Annotated in this window: 18 protein-coding genes and 2 tRNA genes; 7 read left to right on the top strand and 13 right to left on the bottom strand. The window is 63.1% G+C overall.

All coding sequences use genetic code 11. From position 1 onward, the window contains the following. Positions 1 to 228: 228 nt before the first annotated feature. Entirely contained in the window at positions 229 to 1,959 is a 1,731-nt protein-coding gene (gene ilvD, locus AAC071_RS13265) for a dihydroxy-acid dehydratase (protein ID WP_339833200.1), read from the bottom strand. Positions 1,960 to 2,146: 187 nt separating this feature from the next. Between ilvD and AAC071_RS13260 the strand changes: the two genes are divergently transcribed. Continuing rightward, entirely contained in the window at positions 2,147 to 3,232 is a 1,086-nt protein-coding gene (locus AAC071_RS13260) for a Zn-dependent alcohol dehydrogenase (protein ID WP_339833197.1), read from the top strand. 236 nt (positions 3,233 to 3,468) lie between these two features. On the opposite strand, the gene AAC071_RS13255 is transcribed toward AAC071_RS13260, so the two are convergent. The 4 genes from AAC071_RS13255 to AAC071_RS13240 form a co-directional block, all read right to left on the bottom strand. Then, positions 3,469 to 6,186 (bottom strand): valine--tRNA ligase, encoded by a 2,718-nt coding sequence (locus AAC071_RS13255; protein ID WP_339833195.1) that lies wholly within the window; start codon positions 6,184 to 6,186, stop codon positions 3,469 to 3,471. A gap of 138 nt (positions 6,187 to 6,324) precedes the next feature. After that, a complete protein-coding gene (locus tag AAC071_RS13250; protein WP_339833192.1) occupies positions 6,325 to 7,017 on the bottom strand; it encodes a DUF2497 domain-containing protein in 693 nt (230 codons plus the stop codon). A 120-nt stretch (positions 7,018 to 7,137) separates the two neighbouring features. After that, the gene (locus AAC071_RS13245; RefSeq protein WP_339833189.1) at positions 7,138 to 8,532 is read right to left on the bottom strand and encodes a TolC family outer membrane protein; all 1,395 of its coding nucleotides are present in this window, start codon (positions 8,530 to 8,532) and stop codon (positions 7,138 to 7,140) included. Between the two features lie 148 nt (positions 8,533 to 8,680). Further along, entirely contained in the window at positions 8,681 to 9,346 is a 666-nt protein-coding gene (locus tag AAC071_RS13240) for a protein-L-isoaspartate O-methyltransferase (protein ID WP_339833186.1), read from the bottom strand. A gap of 216 nt (positions 9,347 to 9,562) precedes the next feature. On the opposite strand from AAC071_RS13240, the gene AAC071_RS13235 reads away from it, so the two are divergent. Further along, positions 9,563 to 9,636: transfer RNA gene (locus AAC071_RS13235), tRNA-Cys, on the top strand. 47 nt (positions 9,637 to 9,683) lie between these two features. Here AAC071_RS13235 and AAC071_RS13230 read toward each other — a convergent pair. Genes AAC071_RS13230 through AAC071_RS13220 form a run of 3 tightly spaced genes read right to left on the bottom strand, consistent with a single transcriptional unit; the run spans position 9,684 to position 12,750 of the window. Then, positions 9,684 to 10,982 carry an O-antigen ligase family protein gene (locus tag AAC071_RS13230; protein WP_339833183.1) on the bottom strand — a complete coding sequence of 433 codons (1,299 nt, stop codon included), beginning with the start codon at positions 10,980 to 10,982 and terminating at the stop codon, positions 9,684 to 9,686. Continuing rightward, positions 10,979 to 12,190 carry a glycosyltransferase family 4 protein gene (locus tag AAC071_RS13225; RefSeq protein WP_339833179.1) on the bottom strand — a complete coding sequence of 404 codons (1,212 nt, stop codon included), beginning with the start codon at positions 12,188 to 12,190 and terminating at the stop codon, positions 10,979 to 10,981. The genes AAC071_RS13230 and AAC071_RS13225 overlap by 4 nt, the downstream gene beginning before the upstream one ends. Then, positions 12,190 to 12,750, bottom strand: a complete 561-nt coding sequence (locus AAC071_RS13220; protein ID WP_339833177.1) for a polysaccharide biosynthesis/export family protein — start codon at positions 12,748 to 12,750, stop codon at positions 12,190 to 12,192. Before AAC071_RS13220 ends, AAC071_RS13225 begins: the two co-directional genes overlap by 1 nt. A 257-nt stretch (positions 12,751 to 13,007) precedes the next feature. On the opposite strand from AAC071_RS13220, the gene AAC071_RS13215 reads away from it, so the two are divergent. Further along, positions 13,008 to 15,224, top strand: coding sequence for a polysaccharide biosynthesis tyrosine autokinase (locus tag AAC071_RS13215; RefSeq protein ID WP_339833175.1), 2,217 nt, complete (start codon positions 13,008 to 13,010; stop codon positions 15,222 to 15,224). 13 nt (positions 15,225 to 15,237) lie between these two features. Here the strand turns inward: AAC071_RS13215 and AAC071_RS13210 are convergent, their stop codons facing one another. The 4 genes from AAC071_RS13210 to AAC071_RS13195 are packed head-to-tail and all read right to left on the bottom strand — an operon-like array spanning position 15,238 to position 20,120. Continuing rightward, complete coding sequence (locus tag AAC071_RS13210) at positions 15,238 to 16,146, bottom strand: cupin-like domain-containing protein (protein WP_339833173.1); 909 nt, start codon at positions 16,144 to 16,146, stop codon at positions 15,238 to 15,240. Then, positions 16,130 to 17,422: a GNAT family N-acetyltransferase gene (locus AAC071_RS13205; RefSeq protein ID WP_339833171.1), complete on the bottom strand. Its 1,293-nt coding sequence runs from the start codon at positions 17,420 to 17,422 to the stop codon at positions 16,130 to 16,132. Before AAC071_RS13205 ends, AAC071_RS13210 begins: the two co-directional genes overlap by 17 nt. Positions 17,423 to 17,439: 17 nt before the next feature. Then, the gene (locus AAC071_RS13200; protein WP_339833170.1) at positions 17,440 to 18,819 is read right to left on the bottom strand and encodes a polysaccharide biosynthesis C-terminal domain-containing protein; all 1,380 of its coding nucleotides are present in this window, start codon (positions 18,817 to 18,819) and stop codon (positions 17,440 to 17,442) included. Positions 18,820 to 18,830: 11 nt separating this feature from the next. Beyond that, positions 18,831 to 20,120: a GNAT family N-acetyltransferase gene (locus tag AAC071_RS13195; protein ID WP_339833169.1), complete on the bottom strand. Its 1,290-nt coding sequence runs from the start codon at positions 20,118 to 20,120 to the stop codon at positions 18,831 to 18,833. A gap of 204 nt (positions 20,121 to 20,324) precedes the next feature. Here AAC071_RS13195 and AAC071_RS13190 point away from each other — a divergent pair, with 204 nt between their 5' ends. After that, complete coding sequence (locus AAC071_RS13190; protein ID WP_339833168.1) at positions 20,325 to 21,356, top strand: polysaccharide deacetylase family protein; 1,032 nt, start codon at positions 20,325 to 20,327, stop codon at positions 21,354 to 21,356. Here AAC071_RS13190 and AAC071_RS13185 read toward each other — a convergent pair. Beyond that, positions 21,339 to 21,560, bottom strand: coding sequence for a hypothetical protein (locus tag AAC071_RS13185; RefSeq protein WP_339833167.1), 222 nt, complete (start codon positions 21,558 to 21,560; stop codon positions 21,339 to 21,341). The two genes, AAC071_RS13190 and AAC071_RS13185, sit on opposite strands and share 18 nt — an antisense overlap. 235 nt (positions 21,561 to 21,795) lie before the next feature. Here AAC071_RS13185 and AAC071_RS13180 point away from each other — a divergent pair. The 3 genes from AAC071_RS13180 to AAC071_RS13170 all read left to right on the top strand — a co-directional run bounded on the left by AAC071_RS13180 (position 21,796) and on the right by AAC071_RS13170 (position 24,025). After that, positions 21,796 to 21,870: transfer RNA gene (locus AAC071_RS13180), tRNA-Asn, on the top strand. 202 nt (positions 21,871 to 22,072) lie between these two features. Beyond that, positions 22,073 to 23,365 carry a cyclopropane-fatty-acyl-phospholipid synthase family protein gene (locus AAC071_RS13175; protein ID WP_339833166.1) on the top strand — a complete coding sequence of 431 codons (1,293 nt, stop codon included), beginning with the start codon at positions 22,073 to 22,075 and terminating at the stop codon, positions 23,363 to 23,365. A 45-nt stretch (positions 23,366 to 23,410) separates the two neighbouring features. Beyond that, a complete protein-coding gene (locus AAC071_RS13170; RefSeq protein ID WP_339833165.1) occupies positions 23,411 to 24,025 on the top strand; it encodes an NUDIX domain-containing protein in 615 nt (204 codons plus the stop codon). Positions 24,026 to 24,034: the final 9 nt, after the last annotated feature.

The following is a 24,034-nucleotide window of genomic DNA, read 5'->3' as shown; positions in this document are numbered from 1 at the left end:
CGATCCGCCCCCCCTCTGACGACCAAAGCACACTGTGTTTTGCAGAGGAATCCCTTGGGGAGAGAAATTGCACGTGGTTCTTGAGCCCGTTCCTTTGCCCCCTATTCAGAGTCATACCGGCTTTCGCCGGTATGACACCGCTTTTTTGGCAGCCCGAGAAACTCAAACATAACGTGCGATTGGCCTCCCCAAGAGGAAGGTGGAATCGGACCTTATGGCCTCGCAGTGTCAAATATCCGCATAGACGTGCTTTTCCGCCTGGCCGCCCGGATGGGTGACGGCGCCCTTGCGGGCGGTGCCGACCAGCTGGGCATATTTCCACAGCACGCCCGAGGCATACATGGTCTCGCGCGGTTTCCAGGCCTTGCGGCGTTTGTCGAGCGTCGCCGCGTCCACCTCGAGATCGATCGTGCCGGCCTCGGCATCGATGGTGATGATGTCGCCATTCTCGACCAGCGCGATCGGACCGCCGACAGCCGCTTCCGGGCCGACATGGCCGATGCAGAAGCCGCGCGTGGCGCCCGAGAAGCGCCCGTCGGTGATCAGCGCCACCTTGTCGCCCATGCCCTGACCGTAGAGCGCAGCGGTGGTCGACAGCATTTCGCGCATGCCCGGTCCGCCCTTCGGACCTTCATAGCGGATGACCAGAACCTCGCCTTCCTTGTACTGACGTTTCTCGACCGCCTCGAAGCATTCTTCCTCGCTGTCGAAGCAACGTGCCGGGCCGGAGAACCGCAGATGGTCCTTTTCCATGCCGGCGACCTTGACGATGGCGCCGTCCGGCGCCAGCGAGCCCTGCAGACCGACAACACCGCCGGTCGGCGACAGCGGCCTGGACAGCGGATAGACGACCTTCTGATCGGGGTTGAACTTGACGTCCTTGAGGTTGTCGGCCAGCGACTGGCCGGTGACGGTCAGGCAATCGCCATGCAGATAGCCGCCATCGAGAAGCACCTTGAGAACCATCGAAACGCCGCCGACATCATGCAGATCCTTGGCGACGTAGTTGCCGCCCGGCTTGAGGTCGGTGATGTAGGGCGTCTTCCTGAAGACCTCGGCGACTTCCATCAGGTCGAAATCGATGCCGGCCTCATGCGCGATGGCCGGCAGATGCAACCCGCCATTGGTCGAGCCGCCGGTTGCCGCGACGATGACCGCGGCGTTTTCGAGCGACTTGCGGGTGACGATGTCGCGCGGGCGGATGTTGTTGGCCAGCAGATGCATGACCGCGCGTCCGGAGGCCTCCGCATACTCGTCACGGCTCTCATAGGGCGCCGGAGCGCCACCGGAACCCGGTAGCGCGAGGCCCATCGCTTCCGCGACGCAAGCCATGGTGTTGGCCGTGAACTGGCCGCCGCAGGAGCCGGCCGAGGGACAGGCCACGCATTCGAGCTCGTGCAGCTCCTCATTGCTGAGATTGCCCGCCGAATGCTGGCCGACCGCCTCGAAGACGTCGACCACGGTGACGTCCTTGCCGTGGAACTTGCCGGGCAGGATCGAGCCGCCATACATGAAAACGGAAGGCACGTTGAGGCGGACCATCGACATCATCATGCCGGGCAGCGACTTGTCGCAGCCGGCCAGGCCGACCAGCGCATCGTAGCAATGGCCGCGCATGGTCAGTTCGACCGAGTCGGCGATGACATCGCGGCTGGCCAGCGAGGACTTCATGCCCTGATGGCCCATGGCGATGCCGTCGGTCACCGTGATGGTGCAGAATTCGCGGGGCGTGCCCGAAGCCATCGAGACGCCGCGCTTGACCGACTGCGCCTGACGCATCAGCGCGATGTTGCAGGGCGCAGCCTCGTTCCAGCAGGTCGCCACGCCGACGAAGGGCTGATCGATCTCTTCCTCGGTCAGACCCATCGCATAGTAATAGGACCGGTGCGGCGCGCGCTCCGGTCCGACCGTGACGTGGCGGCTCGGCAGTTTCGATTTGTCGAATTTACTGGCGGTCATGTTCTGGCACGGCCCCGCAAGGGGGCCTCTCCGGCTCTACGGGATTGAAGTCGGGCGGATACTAGGCGGAAGGGCCCCGGGGATAAAGCCCCGAAATCCGCCGGTTGACCAATGGCACGGGGCGGGGGAACATCGCTGCAACCGGAACACCAGAAACCCACAATATCCGGGCACAGGGAGAATACACATGAAGGCCGCAGTTCTGCGCGAGGTCGGCAAGCCGCTTGCCATCGAGGACGTCAAGATCAACAAGCCCGGTCCGCATGAGGTGCTGATCCGCACCGTCGCCGCCGGCGTCTGCCATTCGGACCTGCATTTCGTCGAGGGTGCCTATCCCTACCCGCTGCCGGCCGTGCTGGGCCATGAAAGCGCCGGCGTCGTCGAGCAGGTCGGTTCCGAAGTGCGGACCGTCAAGCCGGGCGATCATGTGATCACCTGTCTCTCGGCCTTTTGCGGCCATTGCGAGCATTGCCTGACCGGCCACATGTCGCGTTGCGTCAGCCCCGAGACCAAGCGCCAGCAGGGCGAAGAGCCGCGGCTGGCCCGGGATGACGGGTCGATGAACCAGTTCCTCAACCTCTCCTCCTTCGCCGAGCAGATGCTGATCCATGAACATGCCTGCGTGGCGATCCGCAAGGACATGCCGCTCGACCGCGCGGCGCTGATCGGCTGTTCGGTGACGACCGGCGTCGGCGCGGTGATCCACACCTCGAATGTGCGGCCCGGCGAGACGGTGGCCGTGATCGGCTGCGGCGGCGTGGGCCTCGCGGCAATCAACGGCGCGGCGATTGCCGGCGCCGGCCGCATCATCGCCATCGACATGCAGGGCTCGAAGCTCAACCTCGCCAAGCAGTTCGGCGCGACCGACGTGGTCAACGCCAAGGACGGCGACCCGGTGAAGCAGGTGATGGACCTGACCGGCGGCGGCGTGCATCACTCCTTCGAGGCCATCGGCCTCAAGGCGACCGCCGAACAGGCCTTCAAGATGCTGGCGCGCGGCGGCACGGCCAACATCATCGGCATGATCCCGGTCGGCGTGAACATCGAACTGCATGGCGCCGACTTCCTGGGCGAGAAGCGCATCCAGGGCTCGATCATGGGGTCGAACCGTTTTCCGGTCGACATGCCGCGTTTCGTCGACTTCTACATGTCGGGCAAGCTGAAGCTCGACGAGATGATCTCGCGCCGCATCAAGCTCGACCAGGTCAACGAAGCCTTCGACGAGTTGAAGCGCGGCGAACTGGCCCGCTCGGTGATCATGTTCGACGCCTGATCGGCATCGCACAGACAAGGAAAAGGCGGCTCCAGGGAGCCGCCTTTTCTGTTGTGAGGCAGCAGTTCCTGTCGCGATTAATTGAGAGAATGAATCAAAAATACAAGTGTCACCCGGGATTTATTCCCGGGGCCCATTGGCGACTGCGGCAAGTGGTGAGGCGAGTGGGCCCCGGCAACAAGTGCCGGGGTGACACTGTTGTTTTTATAGGCACCCAGCCCAAAGCACCGCGAGGCCTACGCCACGCTTTCGAGCCGCTTCAGCGCCTCGGCAAGGCGCGCCATCGCCGCCTCGGCATCCGCCTTGCGCTCGCGCTGCTCCTCGACGACCTGTTCCGGCGCGCCGGCCAGGAACCTGGCATTGCCGAGCTTGGCGTCGATCTTCTTCACCTCGTCCTGCAGCTTGCCGACTTCCTTTTTCAGGCGCGCGGTCTCGGCCGCAACGTCGATGACGCCCTTCAGCGGCAGGATCAGCGTCGCCTCGTCGAGCACGATCTGTACCGCCCCTTCGGGGATCGCGGATGCGATCCCGGCGCTGTCGAGACGCGCGAGGCGCTGGATCAGGTCGCGGTGCCGCTCCAGCCGCGCCAGGCTTTCGGCGCTCGCATCCTTGATCAGCAGCGCGATCCTGGCGCCCGCGGGCACGTTCATCTCGGCGCGCACCGAACGCACCTCGGAAATGAAGCGGATGACCCAGTTCATCTCGGCATCGCAAGCCGCATCGCCGAGGCCCGAAAGCTGCGGCCACGGCGCCTTGATCAGCATTGTCGCGCGCTTCGGCCCCTGTTCGGCGGTGCGCTGCCAGAGCTCCTCGGTGATGAAGGGCATGAAGGGATGCAGCATCAGCAGGATCTGGTCGAGCGTCCAGGCAGCGGTGGCGCGCGTTTCGGCTTTCGCGGGCTCGTCCGAACCCATCAGCAGCGGCTTGGCGAATTCGAGATACCAGTCGCAGAAGACATTCCAGACGAACCGATAGGCCGCGCCCGCCGCCTCGTTGAAGCGATAGGTTTCGAGCGCCTCGGTGATTTCGGCGGCGGCGCGCGCCGCCTCGCCGGCGATCCATTTGTTGACGGTCTGCGTGAGCCCTGCCGGATCGAAACCCTCGACGCGGACGCATTCGTTCATTTCGCAGAAACGCGCCGCGTTCCAGAGCTTGGTGCCGAAATTGCGATAGCCCTCGACGCGGGGCTCGGCGATCTTGACGTCGCGCCCCTGCGCGGCCAGCGCCGCCATCGTGAAGCGCAACGCATCGGCGCCGTAGCGTTCGATCAGATCCAGCGGGTCGACGACATTGCCCTTGGTCTTCGACATCTTCTGGCCCTTCTCGTCGCGGACCAGCGCATGGATATAGACGGTGTGGAACGGCACTTCCTGCATGAAGTGCAGACCCATCATCATCATGCGGGCGACCCAGAAGAAGATGATGTCGTGGGCAGTGGAGAGCACGTCGGTCTTGTAGTAGCGCTTCAGTTCCGGGGTGTCGTCCGGCCAGCCCAGCGTCGAGAACGGCCAGAGCGCCGACGAGAACCAGGTGTCGAGCACGTCTTCGTCGCGCTTCAGCTCGACCGGCTTGCCATAGTGCCTTTGCGCATCGGCTGCGGCTTCCGCGTCGCTATAGGCCACGAAGATGTGACCGTCCGGCCCGTACCAGGCCGGAATGCGGTGGCCCCACCAGAGCTGGCGCGAGATGCACCAGGGCTGGATGTTGCGCATCCATTCGAAATAGGTCTTCTCCCAGTTCTTCGGCACGAAAGTGGTGGCGCCGCGCTCGACCGCCTCGATGGCGGGTTTCGCCAGCGTCGCGGCATCGACATACCACTGGTCGGTCAGATAGGGCTCGATGACGACCAGTTTCGATTTCTCGTCATGCGGCACCATGACGATCTTGTCTTCGACCAGATCGAGCAGCCCGAGGGCCTCGATATCGGCGAGGATCCGCTTGCGCGCCTCGAAACGGTCGAGGCCGCGATAGGCTTGCGGCACCTCGTCGTTGAGACTGCCGTCGGGGTTGAGAATGTTGATCTGCGCAAGCCCCTGACGCTTGCCGACCTCGAAATCGTTGAAGTCATGCGCCGGCGTGATCTTGACCGCGCCGGAACCCTGGCTCGGATCGGCATGTTCGTCGGCCACGATGGGGACGCGGCGGCCGGTCAGCGGCAGCTCGACGAATTTGCCGATCAGCGGCCTGTAGCGCTCGTCATCCGGGTTCACGGCGACGCCGGTGTCGCCCAGCATCGTTTCGGGGCGCGTGGTGGCGACGACAATGTAGTTGCGCGTCTCGTGGCCCGCCGGATGGCCCTCCTCGTCGGTCAGCGGCCACTCATAGGTGACGCCGTCGGCCAGCGGATAGCGGAAATGCCAGAAGTGGCCCTTGACCTCGATGTTCTCGACCTCGAGATCGGACACCGCGGTCTGGAGCTTCGGATCCCAGTTGACGAGCCGCTTGTCGCGATAGATCAGGCCCTGCCGGTAGAGCTCGACAAAGACTTTCAGAACGGCTTTCGACAGGCCCTCGTCCAGCGTGAAGCGTTCGCGGCTCCAGTCGCAGGAAGCGCCGAGGCGGCGCAGCTGGCCGACGATGGCGCCGCCCGACTCGCCCTTCCATTTCCAGATGCGCTCGATGAAGGCCTCGCGGCCCATGTCGCGGCGGCCGATATTGCCCTCCGCCGCCAGCTGGCGCTCGACGATCATCTGGGTGGCGATGCCGGCATGGTCGAGGCCGGGCTGCCAGAGCACGTCCTTGCCGCGCATCCGCTCGAAACGGATCAGCGCGTCCTGCAGCGTGTTGTTGAGCGCATGGCCCATATGCAGGCTGCCCGTGACATTGGGCGGCGGAATGACGATGCAATAGGGTTTGGCACCCTCCGGGCCGCCGGCCTTGAAGGCGCCGCTCTCTTCCCAAAGCTGGTAAAGCCGTTCCTCGGCCTCTTGCGGGCTGAATGTCTTGTCGAGCATGGGGGTCGGTATCCGTGAAAGGCCGGCGCAAATCAAGCCGCGCCGGGGCCCGTGTTACAGCACAGGCACCCCGGACCTATCAAGCATCGGCCGGGAATCGGGATGAATTTCGACCGGAAAAGGCAGAACCGGGCGCGTTCAGCCGCGGCGGCGGGCGATTCGCTCGATTTCCTCGGCGACCAGACGCTCGACCAGCGCCGGAAGATTGGCATCGAGCCATTCCTTCAGCATCGGCCGCAGCATGTCGGAGACGATCTCTTCGAGCGTCCGGCCGTCGCCGCCGCTGGCCAGCGAGCTGGCCAAGGCGCCGAAGGCGGCCGAAGCGGCCCTTTCGGCTTCGCCCGAGACGATCGGGGTTTGGCTCTGGGCAGTCATGACAGGCTCCTCAATATCGGGTTCCGCAGGCGCCTGGACGGCAGGCGCGGGCCGGGGCGCCGGTTCCGGCGCGGCCGCCACCACCGGTTCGGGCTCGGGGGCCGGCGCAGGCTCAGGGGCGGCCGCAAGCTCAGGCTCGGGCTCGGGCGCAAATTCGATGTCGTCGACGACCTCCTCGACCGCCGCTTCCGTGGCCGGTTCGGGCACATAGGGCGGTTCCGGCTCGGGCGCCGGCTCCGCCATCAGCGGTTCTTCGGGCAGCGGCTCGGTCAGTTCGAGAATATCGGCCTCGTCCTCGGCCGACAGTTCCGGCAGGGCCTCGTCCTCGGCCTCGGGCGCGGCGGCTGCCGGCGCATTGCCAGCCTCCTCGCTGCCGCTGTCCTCGGAGATGATCCGGCGGATAGAGGCCAGAATCTCCTCCATCGTCGGTTCCTGTGCCTGGCCCTGATTGCTCATATTCCGATCCTGCCTCTCCGGATTCCGCCCATCCGGTTCTCAAGAAATACCAAGAGAACCTTAGGAGAAGTTGAACGAATTTGCCAACTTCCCCTAAAGACTTCGCTAACCGGATGAAATTTATTCGTCGCCGGCGGTGCCGAAGCCGATCCACTTGTTGCGGACCTCTCCATAATTGGCTTCGGGCGCATAATATTCGACCGGCAGCTGCAGCTGGCGCGCGGTCAATTGACCGGTGGCAGCCAGCAGATTGTATTCGGCAACCGCAAGATCACGCTCGGCGCCGACCAGCGCGACACGGGCATTCAGCAATTCCTGCTCGGCATCGAGCACGTCGAGCGTGGTGCGGGCACCGACTTCCGATTCCTGGCGCACGCCCTCGACGGCGATCTCGCTGGCATTCACCTGCTCGCCGGTCGAGACGATCCGGGCCTGCGAGGCGCGCAGCTGCTCCCAGGCAATCCGTACCGTCTCGTCGACCTGGCGCATGGCGGCCGCCACTTCGAGCCGGCTGCGATTGTTGATCTCCTTGGCCTCGCGCACACGCGAATACTCGGTGCCGCTCTGATAGAGCGGGATCGTCAACACGCCGAGGATCGAGCTTTCCTCGACGTCGCGGACCGTCGTGGAGGGGTCGCGGCCATACTGGTAACGGGCTTGTACATCGAAGCTTGGCAGCAGCGCGCCCTTGGCGACAGACACACCCTGCCGCGTCGCCTTTTCGGTGTGACGTGCGGCCTCAAGAGTCGGGTTGTTCTGCGCCGCCAGTTCGCGAGCCGCGTCCTCGCTGGCCGGCAGTCCTTCGACACGCGACGGCTTTTCGAGCGAGCCCGGCGCCTGACCGACGACACGCGCGTAAAAGGCGCGGCTGGCCGTCAGTTGCGCCTCGGCGGCAATCAGATTGGAACGGGCCTGACTGAGGCGCGCCTCCGACTGCGCGACGTCGGTGCGCGTCAACTCGCCGACGCGGAAGCGGTCCTGCGTCGCCTCGAGCTGGCGGCGCAGTACGGTGACGTTGTTCTGATTGAGTCCGACCACGCCTTCGTCGCGGATCACGTCCATATAGGCCTGCACCGCCGCCAGTAGAGTCTGTTGTTCCACGCCGACAAGCCCCTCACGTCCGGCCAATACGGCAGATTCGGCCTGTCGCGTCGCGTTGAGGGTGCGGCCACCGGCAAAGAGGTTCTGATTAAGGGTCAGCGAGGCCGAACGAGGATCGACGATGCCGCTGTTACTGAAGGTGGCCGTAACATCGGTCTTTGTGCGGCCGACTGAACCTTGTGCTTGCAGTGAGGGACGCCAACCCGACAGTGCTTGCGGCACCAGTTCGTCTGTCGCGCGCAAATCGGCGCGCTGGGCCTGCAGGGTCGGATTGGTCAGATAGGCGGCTGTCAGCGCGTCGGTCAGGGTGTCGGCGCCGGCCGGGCCGGAGACCGCGAGTACGCCGGTCAGTGCGGTGGCGCCAAGCGCCACGGCCATCATGCGCTTCAGGGACGGCTTCAAGGGTCGTTTCATTGTCTCACTTCTCCGCAAAGAGGCGGTTTCGTCCCTCAACGCATCCGCGAATGAACCAGTTCGTCGACAGGCTAGAGGTAGTGCGTCCGAATTACTATTCCCAGCAGGCGCCGGCAATGCCGCCGATAGATGCAATCTGCCATCAGTTTCAGAAAACGAAGCTGTTCTCGGGCGAAAAACCGGGCAACGGGCGGATGTTGGCGTCGAAAGCGTCGCGGCCGCTCAACGTGTCGCCCGCCCGCACATGGATCCGGGCCCGGCCCGAAACAGCGTCACCCTGCACTGCGACAATCCGCCCGCCGTCCTTGAGTTGGGCCCTGAACGCCTCGGGCAGCGTGCCGATCGCCCCGTTGAAGAAGATCACGTCATAGGGCGCCTGCTTTGCAAAGCCCTCGGTCAGCGGTCCGGTCACGACCACGGCATTGTCCACGCCAAGATCGGCCAGCGCTGCAGATGCCTGCGCCGCCAGCGCGCTGTCGCTTTCGAGTGCGACAACGGTGCCGGCAATGCGCGACAGAACGGCCGTCGAATAACCCGTGCCGCAACCGACATCGAGCACCAGATCGTCCGGACCGATCGCCGCCAGCTGGACGAGCTTGGCGAAAACCCGCGGCTCCATCAGATACCGCGCCGCAGCACCGCCGTCGGCCACAACAATATCCTCGTCCACATAGGCGAGACCCTGCCAGGCTTGCGGTACGAATCTTTCGCGCGGCACGTCGGACATCGCCTCGATCACGCGTCCGTCGGTCACGGCGTTGATCCTCACCTGGCTCTCGACCATGTTGTGGCGGGCGGCTGCGAAATCGGTCATCGTGAAGGTCCTGGCCATACAAACGAAGAAGGGCGCGCGGGAGCGGTGCACCCGTCGCGTTTATACTGGCCCCGCTGCGCAAACTCAATTGACCGATCCAGCCAATTCGCCGGCGCCAACGCGCCAAGCGGCCGTTAAGGGCATTGAAATGCAAAAGACCGAATGATCGTTGTACCCGGGCCGGGGAATTGCTATACCCCGCCCGCCCTCGGAAATGGCCACGTGGCGGAGTGGTGACGCAGCGGACTGCAAATCCGTATACCCCGGTTCGATTCCGGGCGTGGCCTCCAGGGACCTGCCGTCAGGCAGAGCGGCAAGCACGGCCGGCCGGCAGATTTCAGCCCCAGGTTTCCGCAGTTGCCCGGGCCGGCGATGAATCGCCGTCAAGCTTCCGGTTCTCGGCAGCAAGCGCCGCCCCCCAGACCATACCCAGCAGCAGATAGAGATGTCGCCAGCTGTCGATGTCGATGATGACGCCCTCGACAAAATGCCCAACCAGGGCCGCACAGGCGACGATCAGCATGCCTTGTTGCGGACCTGGCACCGAGGCAGCGCGCCACCCCCTTGCCACTGACATCGTCACAAAGGCGACAAACGCCAGACCGGAGAGGAAGCCGCCGGCGACCAGAACGTGCAGATAGACATTATGCGTGTCGAGATTGTTGATCATGGCCCATTGGGCCGGACCGACGCCCAAAGGCTTTTCGAGAACCATGGAAAAGGCCCGCACCTGACTTTCGAAGCGCCCATGCTCCGGATCGATGTCGTAGTCCTGTGTCAGAGAGGCACGCTGTTCGAACAACGCCGACACCCTCGGGCTTGAAAGTGCAACCGCGACGACGATCGTCATCAGCAGGGCCATCATCGCCGCGAATCCGACCAGCCGGAATGTCTGTTGCGGCGACCGTGCATTCGCCAGTGTCAGAACGACAAAGACCGTCGCGGACAGAAGCAGGTTGCCCCAGGCACCGCGCGAGAAGCTGAGCAGCACCGCCGTTACCAGAAGCCCGAGCGGCAGCAGCATCCAGAGCGAACGGAGTCGTTGCGCCGTACTGAGCTTCATGCCGAGGAAAAGGATCGGCGCCACCAGAAAGGGCCCGAATACATTGGGATCGTTGAAGGTGCCGGTGGCGCGCCCATAGACCAGAAACATCTCCGCATTCGGAACAATGCCGAAATAAGCACCCACGCCCAGAGCTGCAGCCAGACAGGCCGCTGCCGTATAGGCCCAGAATATCAAACCCAGCCGCCGCACGGGGTCGGCATATACGAACGATGCGAAGAACAAGAAGCTGCCGATCAGATAGATCGAAACGATCATCGCCGGCTGCACTTTTTCCATGTAGAGCGCCCCCATCGCCCCGATGCCGTATCCGATGAGCACGAGTCCCCAGAGCGCAGCCGGCCACCCCAATCCACGTGGAAACCTGAGGCCGAACAGAAACATCAGTCCGACCGTCGCAACCATCAGCATGTCGTAGGGTGTCGGCTGGTCCATGCCCTTTTCGGAGCGGACATAGAAGCTGACCAGCAGCACGAGAACCACGAGCCACTCGCCAAGCCGGACGGCGGAAAACGACGACGGTACCGCAAGCCGGCGCGGCGCGGTATCGATCTGCCAACCCTCGACGCTCATTGTCCCGCGCCTGTGTAGCGGCTGCCGGCGCCCTCGATCAATGGCAGGTCGCCCGCCGGCGCAAGGCGCGCTCGTTTCGCCTCAACGATCCGGCCGTAAAAGCCGTTCACCGCCGAGACCATTTCGGTCACCGAGAACATCCGCGCAACACGCGCCTGAAGGCGCATGGCCGACGCCGAGATCGCGCCGGGCTCTGCCAAGGTTCCTGCAAGCGCTCGCGAAAGGGCCGTCGCATCACCCGCCGGAACGAGCCGATGGGCCTCGCTGCCGAAGATCTCGGGGACGCCACCGACGCGGGTTGCAACAAGCGGTACGCCGGCCGCAGCAGCCTCAAGCGCGACATAGGGAAGCGACTCGTTCCACGAGGGCATGACGACGACCCTGGCAAGCCGGAATGCCGCCCGAGCCGGCATGGCGCCGAGAAAGCTGACCTTGCTGACGGGCGGCAGGGATTGCGCCAGCGTTTCGAAATGCGCGCGGTCCGGCCCTTCGCCGACAATGATCAGATGCGCCGGCCGGCCCAGCAATCGCATGGCCTCGATGAGGGTCGACACGCCCTTAAGCATGCGCAATTCGCCGATGAACAGGAAATCCGCGGCACCATCGGCATGACCGACCGGCAGGAACTCATCCCTGGCCAGACCATTGTGAATAACGGCAGTCGCCGCACCCGGCTTCCCGACCTTGGCGATGAAAGACGTCCGGCTGAACTCGGATTCGAAAATGAAACCGTCTGTCCGACCGCGCATCAGCCGCTCTGCAGCCAGAAACGCAAATCCGTGCGGCGTCAGACCGCTGTAATGAAGCGTGCCGCCATGCGGCGTGTAGATCCGAACGGCATCCTTGCCGGCAGGGACCAGCCTGGCCAGCAGGCCGCCCTTCGCGCCGTGGCCGTGAATGACATCAGGTTGCAGGCGTGCGATCAGCGCGCCGACCTCGCGCATGTTGGAGAGATCGCCAAAACCCGGCAACCGGCTCATCGGTACGACATGCAGTCCAAGTCCACAGCGCGCTTCAAGCGTCGCAATCCTTGCCGCAGAAACGCCGTCGTTCGGTGGCGTGGCGCAGACGACGCCAGCTGCAATGCCTGCCGCCTGCTGCCCTGCAACGAGGTCATGAACATGACGGAAAAGGCCGCCCATCGGCAGCCTCATCACATGCAGCACCCTGGTCGGCTTGACCGTTCGGCTCGGTATCGACACCGGCATCAGAAATACCGCTCCCTGACAAGAATGGTATCGCCAGGCATGACGAGCGCCTTGCTGTCGACATTGATCTCGACGATGCGATCGCCCAGATTTCGCGTGATCCGGATTCGATTTTCATTGGCACGGTAGGTGTAGCCACCCGCGATCGCGGCGGCGCTCTGGACCGTCATGCCGTTGACATAGGGGTACTGACCGGCATTCTGCACTTCGCCGAGAATGAAGAACGGCCGGAACTGCATGACCTGCGCGCTGACATTGGGGTTTCGAAGAAGACGCCGGCCGAGTTCGGCGGCGACCACGCCTTCGAACTCCTCGGTCGTCAAACCGCGTGCCACGATCGGCGGCAGCAATGGCATCGAAATCGCGCCATTTCCATCGACTGTAAAATCGCCGCTGAGATCGGCCTGTCCGAAGACCGTTACACGCAGCTGATCGCCCGTATCGAGCCGATAGGCGTCAAATTCGCTGGTCACCGGCCGCTGCTCGACCACGCCGTAGCGCGTGCAAGCCGCAAGGCTCACGCAGAGCAGCACCAGAACGGCTGTAAACCCGGCTTTCATACGCACGTTTCTCTCGACCGACTTGTCCTGCCGGACAGTAGCGCCGGAACGGTTAATTTTTCGCAATCACCGGCCCGGCATCCGGCCGACAGATGCTTGAAAACGCCCGGCGAATGCCGGTTTCGCACCACGCTGATGGTTTCCCGTTAAATCTTCCGTTACCCAAAAGCCGTCTACTGCAGATTGCTCAAATTGGCGTACTCACCAGCTTTCGCACGTGACGCAAAGACGGGTGCACGTACCCGACGGCGGAATTGATGACCAACACTCACATGAACCAAGCTGTGACTTTCGGCGACCGGCGCCGCGGTTCACCCGGCGACGGTGCGGCCGGAGAGGTTTCCCCCTGGGACATCCTGCGCGGCATCTGGGCGCGCAAGGAAATCGTTGCTGTGGTCTTTATCGGCTTCATGTCGCTGGTCCTCTTCTGGGTTGCGACCGCAACCCCGACCTACACGGTCGAAACGCGCGTCATGCTCTCGCCCCGCGCTGGCGAGATCTCGACATTCGACACCGAAATCCAAGGCCCACTGCCCGACGCCGAAACCCTGCAAAGCGAAATTCAGGTGATGACCTCGCGTCGTCTGATTGCGCGATTGATCCAGGATCTCGGCCTGGGCGCCAGTCCCGAATTCAACCCGGCCTTGCGTCAACCCGGGCTCTTCGGCCGCATCGCCATCGCCCTCGGTATGCAGGAGGGCGAACGAACTACCGATATCGAGGAAATCACAGATCAGGTGCTGGGGCGGCTTGAGGTCTTCCAGAAGTCCGGCTCGCGCGTCATCGCCATTGTCTTCACATCCGTCGATCCCCGCATGGCGTCGGCCATTCCCAACCGGCTGGCCGAACTCTACATCGCCCAGCAGATCGAGGAGAAAGCCGGCGTCAACACCGAAGCAACACGCTGGCTGGCGCAGCAGATCGAAGAACTGCGCGTCAAGGTCCAGGAATCGGAGGCTGCCGTCGAGGATTTCCGAACCGCCGCCGGCCTCTTTCTGACCAATGGATCGACCGTGCCGCAGCAGCAGTTGACGGATCTGAACAGCCAGCTCTCGGTGGCCGAAGCCGATCGCGCCGCTGCACAGGCCAGGCTCTCCAATGCGCGCAACCTCGTCGCCTCCGGCAACGCGGTCAACTCGGCAGCCGAAGTGCTGCAGTCGCCCCTGATCCAGAATCTGCGCCAGCAGGAAGTTGCCCTTCGCGCCCAGATCGCGCAAATGTCGGAAACGCTGCTGCCAACTCATCCGCGGATGATGGAGTCGGAAGCCAACCTCGCCGATCTCGAGCTGCAGATCGAAAAGGAAGTCTACAAGGTCATCGAAGCCCTCGAGAATGAGGCCCGCGTCGCCAACGCCCGGGTTGCCGCGCTGCGCGACAATCTCAATCGGGCGCAACGGCGAACGGCCCAGCTCAACCAGGACGAAGTGAAGCTCCGCGCATTGCAGCGCGAAGCCGAAACCAACCGCGCGCTCCTTGAATCCTTCCTCCGTCGCCACGAGGAGGCAAAGGCTCGCGCCGACGCCGACGCACAGGCTGCCAATGCCCGCATCGTGTCCCGCGCCCAGCAGCCAACCGAACCGACATCGCCGCGCAGCGGACCGGCCTTGATGCTCGGCGCCGCCGCCGGGTTGCTCCTGTCGTTCCTTGTCGTTTTCCTTGTCGAAGTCTTTGCCCGCGGCTTCCGGATCGGCGAACAGATCGAACGCGTGACGGGCATGCCCTTCCTCGGATTGGCCCCCGAACTCGACCGTCGCTCCGGATCGGGCCTGCCGGCTGCCGATCTGCTTCGCAATCCCAACGGTCTATATGCGGAGTCGATCCGCGCCCTGCAGGGTAACGTCCTGATGGCCCGCATCGGCAATCGGCGCGCGCGCACCGTACTCATCACCTCTTCTGTCGCAGGTGAAGGCAAGACTTCGACGGCCGCAAGCCTTGCCCGCGTTTTTGCACTCGGTGGGCACCGCACGCTCGTGATCGACGCCGACATGCGGGCTCCATCCCTGCACGTCGCGCTCGGCGCCGCGCCCTGCCCGGGTCTGTCGGAGCTCCTGACCGGCCGCGCGGCCTTCCAGCATGTTATCCGGCAGGAGCCAGGCAGCCCGGCGCATTTCCTGCAGGCCGGCGCGCCGCTTGCCAATCCGACCGCCGCCCTCGCCTCGCAACAGATGCAATGGGTCCTTTCGGCCCTGCAGCAGACCTACGATTATGTGATTATCGATTCACCCGCCGCGATGGCTGCGGCCGATGCGCAGGTTCTGACAAATCTGGCGGATATAACTGTGCTCATCGTGCGCTGGTCGTCGACCAGCCGCCATGTCGTGGCTCGTGTCCTGAAAATGCTGTCGGCGGCCAGCAGCCGGCGGGTCGGAATCCTGCTGACGCGCGTCGACCTCCGGCGCTATCGCCGTTACACCGATACAGTCATCGAGGAATATCCGGTCCGCGCACCGCGCCGCCGTCTCGCCCTGCGATAGGTTGCTCCTTCGATCAGGCGGTCGCCTGCCCGGCCTTGCGGCCGAGAAAGATCGCCAGCGCCTTGCACCGGTCGCCAACCAGCTTCTTGACCGCATCGTAGAGCGGGCGTAGTGCCTGATACGCTGCGATTTTCACCCAGTCCCAGGTCTCGTTGTTGCCAGCCGGCGCTTGCGGCCATCCGAAGCGGCGCAGGACGGCATTGACATAGGACAGCTTGACCAGACGCCGCGTCTCCTGGGTCTGCCACGTGATCGAAAACGAAATCGAGACCGCATCGCCGTTCTTCACCCAATGCGGATCGAAGATCGGCACGAAGATACCTTCGCCTGGTTCGATGTGCTGATGCGTTGCCTTCGCTTCGAAGTCGTCGCGATATGGCAGATTGCGATGCTTTCCCGGGAACAGTTCCGAGTCGGCCGCGCTCACGACCGCCCGATCGCGGTGATCGAACAATGACATCCGTTTCGACCCGCGAATCTGCAACAGAAAGTTCTGCTCCGGATCCGAATGGAACGGCGTCACATTGCCCGGCGACGTCACGAAGATAAACGCCTGCCGGTCGAGGGCTGCACCCATCAGGCCATCGGTCTGCTGCGCCACCTGATCGAGACATGCGTCAAGCAGCGCCTTGTATGCCGGATCGGTCTCGGCGTTCTTGATGACCAGCCATGATCTTGCATCTTCGATGCGCCGCACGGTCTCTTCCGGCGTCATTCCGTTGGACGGCGTCATATCCGGGTCCTGGTTCGGATCGACCGGCCCGTTGAATTCGATCTGGTCGGCCGGCAGGGACGCGGCCAGCTCCGCCAACCGCTCCAGCCGGAACAAGGGATGTTCGGCCAGATGATGGCGAACCCGAAAGCTTGCTTCCGGCAGCGATGACGTGACGGTTCCCTGTTCGATTTCAATGAGCCTGGTCATTTTCAATCTCCTTGCGAAACCTGTTGTAGAGAAGGCGCAAACGGCCTCGGATTGTTTCAGCCAGACGCGTCATCGCCGCGCTCCAGGAAAGCATCATCGGGCTTGCACGATGGCGTGTCGCAACCGACAGGCTCCGCATCGTGCGGCGCTGTGCCCATATGTGATCGATCATCGGATGGCCGGGTACGGCGCAGGAATCGACCCATCGGGTTCGTCCGTCACTCAGAAAGGCGCCTATGCCTTTCAGCATCAACAAGGTTCCAGGCGAGTATTTCGCGTAGGTCTCCTCGAAAGCGATCTTGAACGTATAGAGCCCCTCGCCGCCCCGAAAACTGGTCAGCATGGCGATCGGCCGGCCGTCGAGCGTCAATTCGGTGCAGACGAGCTTGTCCTGCGCGCGCGCGCCCGCGCAGACGGTCTCGAACCAGGCCCGTTCGCCGGGGCGCATCTTCAATGCCGTACCGCGCCTTCCTTTCCATCCGCCCGCTTCAAGCGTCAGGAAACGCTGAACCCATTTTTCTGGATCGGTACCGCCATCATGAACAGAGAGTTCAAGCCGGCCCTGCTCCGAAAGGCGGTTCCACAACCGCGCAAATTCCTTTCGCTTCTTCTTGCGGATATGCGTCGACAGATAGGCTTCCTCGGAAAGATCTGACTGCAGAAAGGCCCGTTCATGGCGATCGGTTTCGCGAAAGCCCAGTTCACGCTCGGCCAATATGTCTTCAAGAGCCGCATCGAATGCGCCGCCAGCCTCGAAAAGCGGAAATCGCACAAGTGCGGCGCCCGATTGGTCGGCAAATCCGAGAAAGCGCCGCACCGCATGATGTTCATGCCCGGTGCGCACCAGCGGCGTTGCCGAATAGCTGTGAATATGCTCCCAGATCGACCACACAGGCAGCGGTACTCCGAAATGCCATCTCGCAGCCTGATAGGGGAATACGCCGAGAAGCAAGCGGCGGCCGTCACTACCGGGCTCACTCCATACAAGGGCAATGCGGGTCGTGCCGCCGTTCTGAAGGTGCTCCATCGACGCCGCAAGGGTCACACTCTCGAATTGCGGATTGGTGTCGGTCGATGAACGCGCCAGCGCGTCGATGCTGTCGAGATAAGGGGTCATCGCGTCGGCGCTTTCCAGGACAACGATGTCGACCGAAGGCGGGCGGTCGTAGGCATAACGCGCGGCATGGCTGAGCACCTCGACCGATAGCGGCGCGGCAGCCAAGCTACCGGCATGCCCGAAGCCGGGGTGAAAGCCGTGTTGCCGGATATCTGTCATGGTCTTTCTCCGAGCTGTCAGGCAGCAGCGAACAGGCGATGCCGATAGCCGGCGAATACAAACGCCGTGATGCCCAGACGGCGCTTCACGATGATGGCGAGCCATCCCGTTGCGAAAACAATCGAGATCGCCGTCGATGCTCCCGCACCCATCAGACCGAAACGCGGCACAAGCATCAGATTGAGCGCGATGTTCAGCACCGCAGCACAGCAATACGCGAAGGCGGTCGCATTCTGATTGCCGGTCATGTTGAGCAGGTACTCGATCGGCCCGGTGGCGGCGCGCGCCAGAAATCCAAGCATCAGCAGCCCCAGCACCGGATAGCCCGCAGCGAATCCTGCACCGAAGAGATCAAGCGCAAACTCGCCGACCAACAGCAGGAAGAGGCCCGCCGCAAGTGTCGGCCAGAATATCCACTGGATAACGCCATGCATGAAGGTCTGCAGTTCATCATGCTTGCCGGCGGCGTGAAGCTCGGCAAATTTGGGAACCGCCAGCGCCGACAGGGCAAAGCAGATGAAGGCCATCAGATTGGCGATGCGCGTCACGGCGAAATAGACGCCGATCTCGTCCGGATCGACAAAGTAACCGAGCAGCACGATGTCGGTGTTGATCAGGATCAGGAAAAGCCCCTCGACCAGGACCAATGGCGCTGAAACCGCAACCCAGTGCCGGACGTGAAAAACTGGCCGCGCGTTCGGAACCGTTTGCGCGACACGGCGGATCAACAGCAACCTTTGACCGACCAGCGTCAGCACGGTGGCGGCCAGAGCGGCCAGCGTGACCTGCAGGCCGGTCGGCGTGCCGGAGAACAGCAGAATGGCGCCGGCAAATACAACAATTGCCAGCGGACGAACGATATAGGCCGGTATATAGGCGAGATTGACCCAGCCGAATGCGCGGGCGACGCCTTCCTGCCAGTCCATCAACGCGAAGGCCGGAACGCACAGAAGTGCAACGACAAGCGGAAGGAGGTAATAGCTCTCGATATGACCGCGCGCCGCCCAGAGAATTCCGGTGCCGACAAGTGCGGTCACGAGACCGATCGCAAGCACAATATAGAAGGACGCCGTCAACATCCCCGACATGCGGCGCCATTTCGATCTGGCGCGGTATTCGGGCACGAAACGCAGCACCGAGGTACCGAATCCCATCGGCACGACGATGCCGAGCACGATGACCCAGACCCAGACATAGGCGAAGATGCCGTACTCGTAGACGCCCATCCAGCGGGCCAACAGAACCTGACTGAGAAGCGCAATGGCTGCCCCGGCCACCCGTATGCCCATCACGAACGCGGCGCCGCGAACGACGCCAGCCAGATGTCCGTCGTCAAGCCTCGCGGCGATGGCCTCGCCGATCCGCCGCAACGGTCGCGGGAGTGCGTTAACATGCATCAAGAAAGCCCTCAGGCCCCGATAACGTGCCACTTGGCGGCCATGGCGCGCATCCGGATGAACCTGGGCCAAAGTAGCGGGCTCTGCTTGATGAAACGTTTAACCGCCGCATAGGCGATTTCAGGGCCAAGGCCGACCCAGCCCAGCAGGCTGCTGGGCTCCCTATGGTCATGGAGGCGAACTTCCACCTCGCACCATTGCTCCTTGTAGGCTTCGTCGCCGATGGTGAAATCGAACTCGTCATGACCGGTCGCCGTGGCATGTGCCATCAGCTCCATCAACTGGATCACCCCCGGGCCGTATTTGGCCGTTTCGGCCGTCTCGTCGTAGCTGGCCAGCACATAGGAGTAGCGCCCAGCAAAGCTGACGCCCCAGTTTGCGGCCGCAACCTTGCCGCCGACATCGAGATAGCAGACGTGAATCATGTCGGCCGCTTCCGTGCTGGCCGCCAGATCGCGATAGAAGTCACGGTAGCCCGCCTTGTCGAAGAGATTGGCGACACCCATCCGGGCAAAGGCGACCGACTTCTGGGCCATCAGCACATCGAGCGCCTGCAGCCGCGCCTCGGCCGTATCGGGCGTGACAAGCGTCACGGCACCGAGCTCCTCGGTCTTGCGGCGCTTCTGCTTGTCTCGCTTGCGGCTCGCCGATGAACGCTTCTCGCCGTAATAGCTTTCCCAATCGGATTTGAGGATCGTCTTGTGGGCAAAGCAGGCATGGGGGCGAACTCCGTCGAGCGCCATGAACGGATTGGGCTGCGCGCCGACCTGTTCGGGCATGCGCTCCAGCGACACGATGTGGTGGGCCGGCAGCAATCCGCGTATCCGGGTCCAGAGCGCGGCAAACCGGTCAGATCCGACCTGCGCCGGGAATTTCTTCGAAAGAAGGGGAGCCTGATAATCGCAGAGATCGCCGCCAAGCCAGGAAAGCCGGTTGCAGAAAAATCCGATCCGGATCGCCAGCGGCAGGATGAAGAGGGCGTTCCCTGACGTGTCCCATCCGACGACAATCGCGGGCCGGACGCCCTGCCTTGTCCCGATATGGCGCTGCCATGCTGTGAGCCAGACATAGGTCTGGAACGGCGTGCAGTCGCCCGACTGCTCGAGTTCCTGCCAGACCGCCTTCAGCGGTTCGAATTCCTGGTGAACCGAAAGCCGCACCTCGGGTGCCGCAGCGGGATTTTCACGCCACGGTCCTGTCAGAATTTGCGCGGATTCCTGCGCTTCGCTCTCAGGTTTGATCGACATGCCGGCGCTGGCGGCATGCATTCTCTTCAGCGGCGTCATGGGGGGCCTCGCCATGCTGTTCTTTGGTCTTTCCGATCAGCAGGCCGCCCTGTTTTTCTCGATTCCGGACGCTCATTCCTGCCTTGCCCATCGAACTGCAAGGGCCGTGCTAGTCGAATCCCGTTAACCTTTCCGCGCCAGAATGCCACTTCGCCGGCCCTCTCACAGGTTTCAGGAATGACCAGGCTGCAATCGGAGTTTCGACAAAGGCCGACCGCAATGGGTCGCCTCCTGCTGGCCATTCAGGCGAGTGGCGCAGCACGCCTTGCGCCGGCATCCATGGCCGGGATCGGTGTCATCTTCATGCTCCACCGCGTGCGCGAACCCGACGACACCGATTTTGCGCCCAATCGCCTGCTCGAGATCACGCCCGGCTTTCTGGCCGAGGCGATCGAACTGGTCCGCGAACTCGGTTATGTCTGTCTCGGCCTCGACGAGGCAGTGACCCGGCTGATCGAGGGAGACCGCTCGGAGCGTTTCGCGGTCTTCACCCTTGATGACGGCTATCGCGACAATCTGACCGACGCGCTGCCGGTGTTCGAACGCCACGACGTTCCGTTCACGGTTTATCTGACGACCGGTCTACCCGATGGTACCGCCGAAATATGGTGGGTCGCACTTGAGCGCATCATCGCCGCCGCCATCGCCATTCGCGTCATGCTGCCTGATGGCGAGATCGCCATGTTCACCCGCGATGCCGGTGAGAAGACGGCCGCCTGGAACAGGATCTACTGGGCTTTGCGCGCCCTGCCGGAGGACGTCCTCCGCGCCGAAATCCGCCGCCTCGCCGCCGAGCACGGCTTGGACATGCCGGCGCTGACGCGCGAACTGGCCATGAACTGGGACGAGGTTCGCAAGCTGGCTGCGCATCCGCTTGCAGGCATTGAGGCACACACGGCAGCGCATTTTGCACAAGCCGGTCTTTCCGACCAGCGCGCCATAGCGGATATCGAGGAAGGCATGAAGCGGATGGAGGATGAACTGGGCTATCGCCCGCGCCACTTCTCCTATCCCTATGGCGATCCGTCATCCGCTGGCGAAGCCGATTTCGCCCGCGCCGCGATGCTCGGCTTCCGTTCGGCCACGACGACACGCAAGGGTCTGATCATGCCCCGTCATGCGGAAACGCCCTGCAACTTGCCGCGTCTGTCGCTCAATGGCGAGTATCAGGATCGGCGGATGCTGCAAGCGCTGCTGAGCGGCTTGCCGTTTGCACTGGCCCGCCCGATTCGTTCACTTGGGATCGACTGAGGAAGGTAGTTGCCGCGTCGGCGCCGCCCGGCGCTCGGCACGCCTGCGCCGCCGGCGGCGACCCCACCAGACCTCGACACGCCGCCGGAAGCGGCGAACCGGGTGGAGATCGACCGACAATACAACCACACCGAGCGGCAGCATCCAGAAGCCCAGCATGGGCAGAAAGCCGAAAACGCCGCCGATAATAAGGATGACTCCCACGACGATTCGAACGATAGGGGTCCCGGGGACCCTGAACTTCCTGTTGCCCAAACGTACGGCGGCCATGTCCGACTGCTCTCTCCGAGAGGTTTGCGAGAGCCCCTCCCGGCAACCCGCCCCTCCGGGCAGATAAGGGGAAAAGGTGGCAGTAACAAGACATTTGGCTGGCATGGGCGAAATGTCTTTGCTATATGCAGCGCTCATCGGCGGCCCCAACCGGGCCATTTCGATGTGATCCCCGGTAGCTCAGTGGTAGAGCAATCGGCTGTTAACCGATTGGTCGCTGGTTCGAATCCGGCCCGGGGAGCCACTTCGAAACCGAGACGCAATAGAGGCCGCGGACCCGTCTGGTCGCCGGCCTTTTTTTGTGGCCGGGCGACCGAAAGCGCCTCTGCAGACTGAACCGCTCCCCCACCCCTGCCGTATTCACCACACCGGGAAACGTTGGGTGTTTCCCGGACATCGCCTATACTGCCCCGCAACGGCTGAATGAAGGAGGAGGTCTCGCAGCAATGCAGGACGTGCCACTTATCGACCGCAACGACGCGCACGATGCCCCTGCGACGGCGGAACCGGCCGCGCAACAGGCTGTGATCGATGCCACTCCTGCCAATCTGGCCCTGCTCACTGGCATCCCTCGCCTGGCCCGCGTTGCGTTCAGGCTGCTGCTTCGAGTCCGCTGCGGCTCCCTGACCGTGATTTTGCCGGACGGTCGCCGGTTGCGCTTCAAGGGTGCCGAACCGGGCAGCGATGCCGTCATGGTCATTCGCGACTTCAGTCTGGCCCGTCGGTTCTTCGCCAGCGGCGACCTGGGTGCTGCCGAAGCCTTTCTCGATGGCATGTGGGACAGCCCCAACGTAACAGCCTTTCTCGAGTTCTTTCTCGGCAATGCCGATGCCCTGCAGGAAAAGCTGACCGGCAATCCGGTCTTCCGTTTCGTGGCACGACTGGGTCATTTGCTGCGCCGCAACTCAAAAAGCGGTTCGAAGCGCAATATCGAATACCACTACGACCTCGGCAACAGCTTCTACCGCCGCTGGCTCGACCCGACCATGACCTATTCATCGGCGCGCTTCGCGCATAAGGATCAAGATCTTTCGGACGCACAGATCAACAAGTACCGCTCGCTCGCCGAACGCATCGGCCTTGGCCCCGAACATCATCTGCTGGAAATCGGAAGTGGCTGGGGCGGCTTTGCCGAATACGCCGCAGGCGAAATCGGCTGTCGTGTGACCGGCATTACGATCAGCAAGGAGCAGCTTGCATTTGCGCGTGAACGGATGGCCAGAAAAGGCCTCGATGACAGGGTCGAGATTCGCTACCAGGATTATCGCGACGTCGATGAACGCTTCGACCGCATCGCCTCGATCGAGATGTTCGAAGCCGTCGGCGAGGAATACTGGCCCGCCTATTTCGACAAGATACGAAACTGCCTGAAGCCCGGCGGTCAGGCCGGCCTGCAGATCATTACCATCGCCGACCGTTCCTTTGCGGCTTACAGAAAACGGGCGGACTTCATCCAGCGCTACATCTTTCCGGGCGGGATGCTGCCTTCGCCATCGGTCCTCAAACAACAGGTCCAGCGCGCCGGGCTGACCTGGGCCGGCAATCTCGAATTCGGCCTCGACTACGCCGAGACGTTGCGTCAGTGGCGCGAGCGCTTCCGCACCGCGTGGCCGGATATCCAGCGCCAGGGCTTCGACGAACGTTTCCGTCGCATGTGGGAGTATTACCTCTCCTATTGCGAAGCTGGTTTCCGCTCCGGCAATATCGACGTAACGCAAGTGACGCTCGCCCGACCCTGAGTGCGGCTGCTAGATTGCGCGTTTCGGCAGTCTGGAGCCTTTCTTATGGACGAACGCCTCATACCGACACCGCGCCGCCTCGCTGACGTCGAAATTCGCTCTCGTGAATTGATCGGCCGCGGCTGGGGCAGGCTCGAGCGTCTCGTATTTCGTCACCGGCGTTTCGACGGCGCCTGGTCCGGAGATGTGACCCGCGACATCTACACGATCGGCGAAGTGGCGATGGTATTACCCTTCGATCCCGCGCTCGACGCCGTTCTTCTGATCGAGCAGTTCCGCGCCTGCGGTCTCGTTTGGGGTGAGGCAACCTGGCTCTTCGAAGCGGTAGCCGGAATCATCGACGTAGGCGAAACGCCCCCTGACGTCGCTGCCCGCGAGGCGCGCGAAGAGGCCGACTGCAGGATCGGCATCCCCATCCACATTTCGACCGTCTGGTCCTCGCCCGGCGGCTATGGCGAACGGTCATATCTCTATGCAGCGCCAGCCGATCTCTCGGACGTCGGCGGGCTCCACGGACTGGCGGAGGAACAGGAAGACATACGCGCTGTCGTCGTGCCGCTGGCCGACGCCCATGCCGCCACGCAAGATGGGCGCATTGTGGACGCGAAGACAACACTTATGATTCAATGGCTTATTCTGAACAAATCACGGATAAGGTGAGGAAAAACA

Origin of the sequence: uncultured Parvibaculum sp. (assembly GCF_963975745.1) — a bacterium.
GTDB lineage: Bacteria > Pseudomonadota > Alphaproteobacteria > Parvibaculales > Parvibaculaceae > Parvibaculum.
This window is presented reverse-complemented; position numbering and strand designations above follow the sequence as displayed.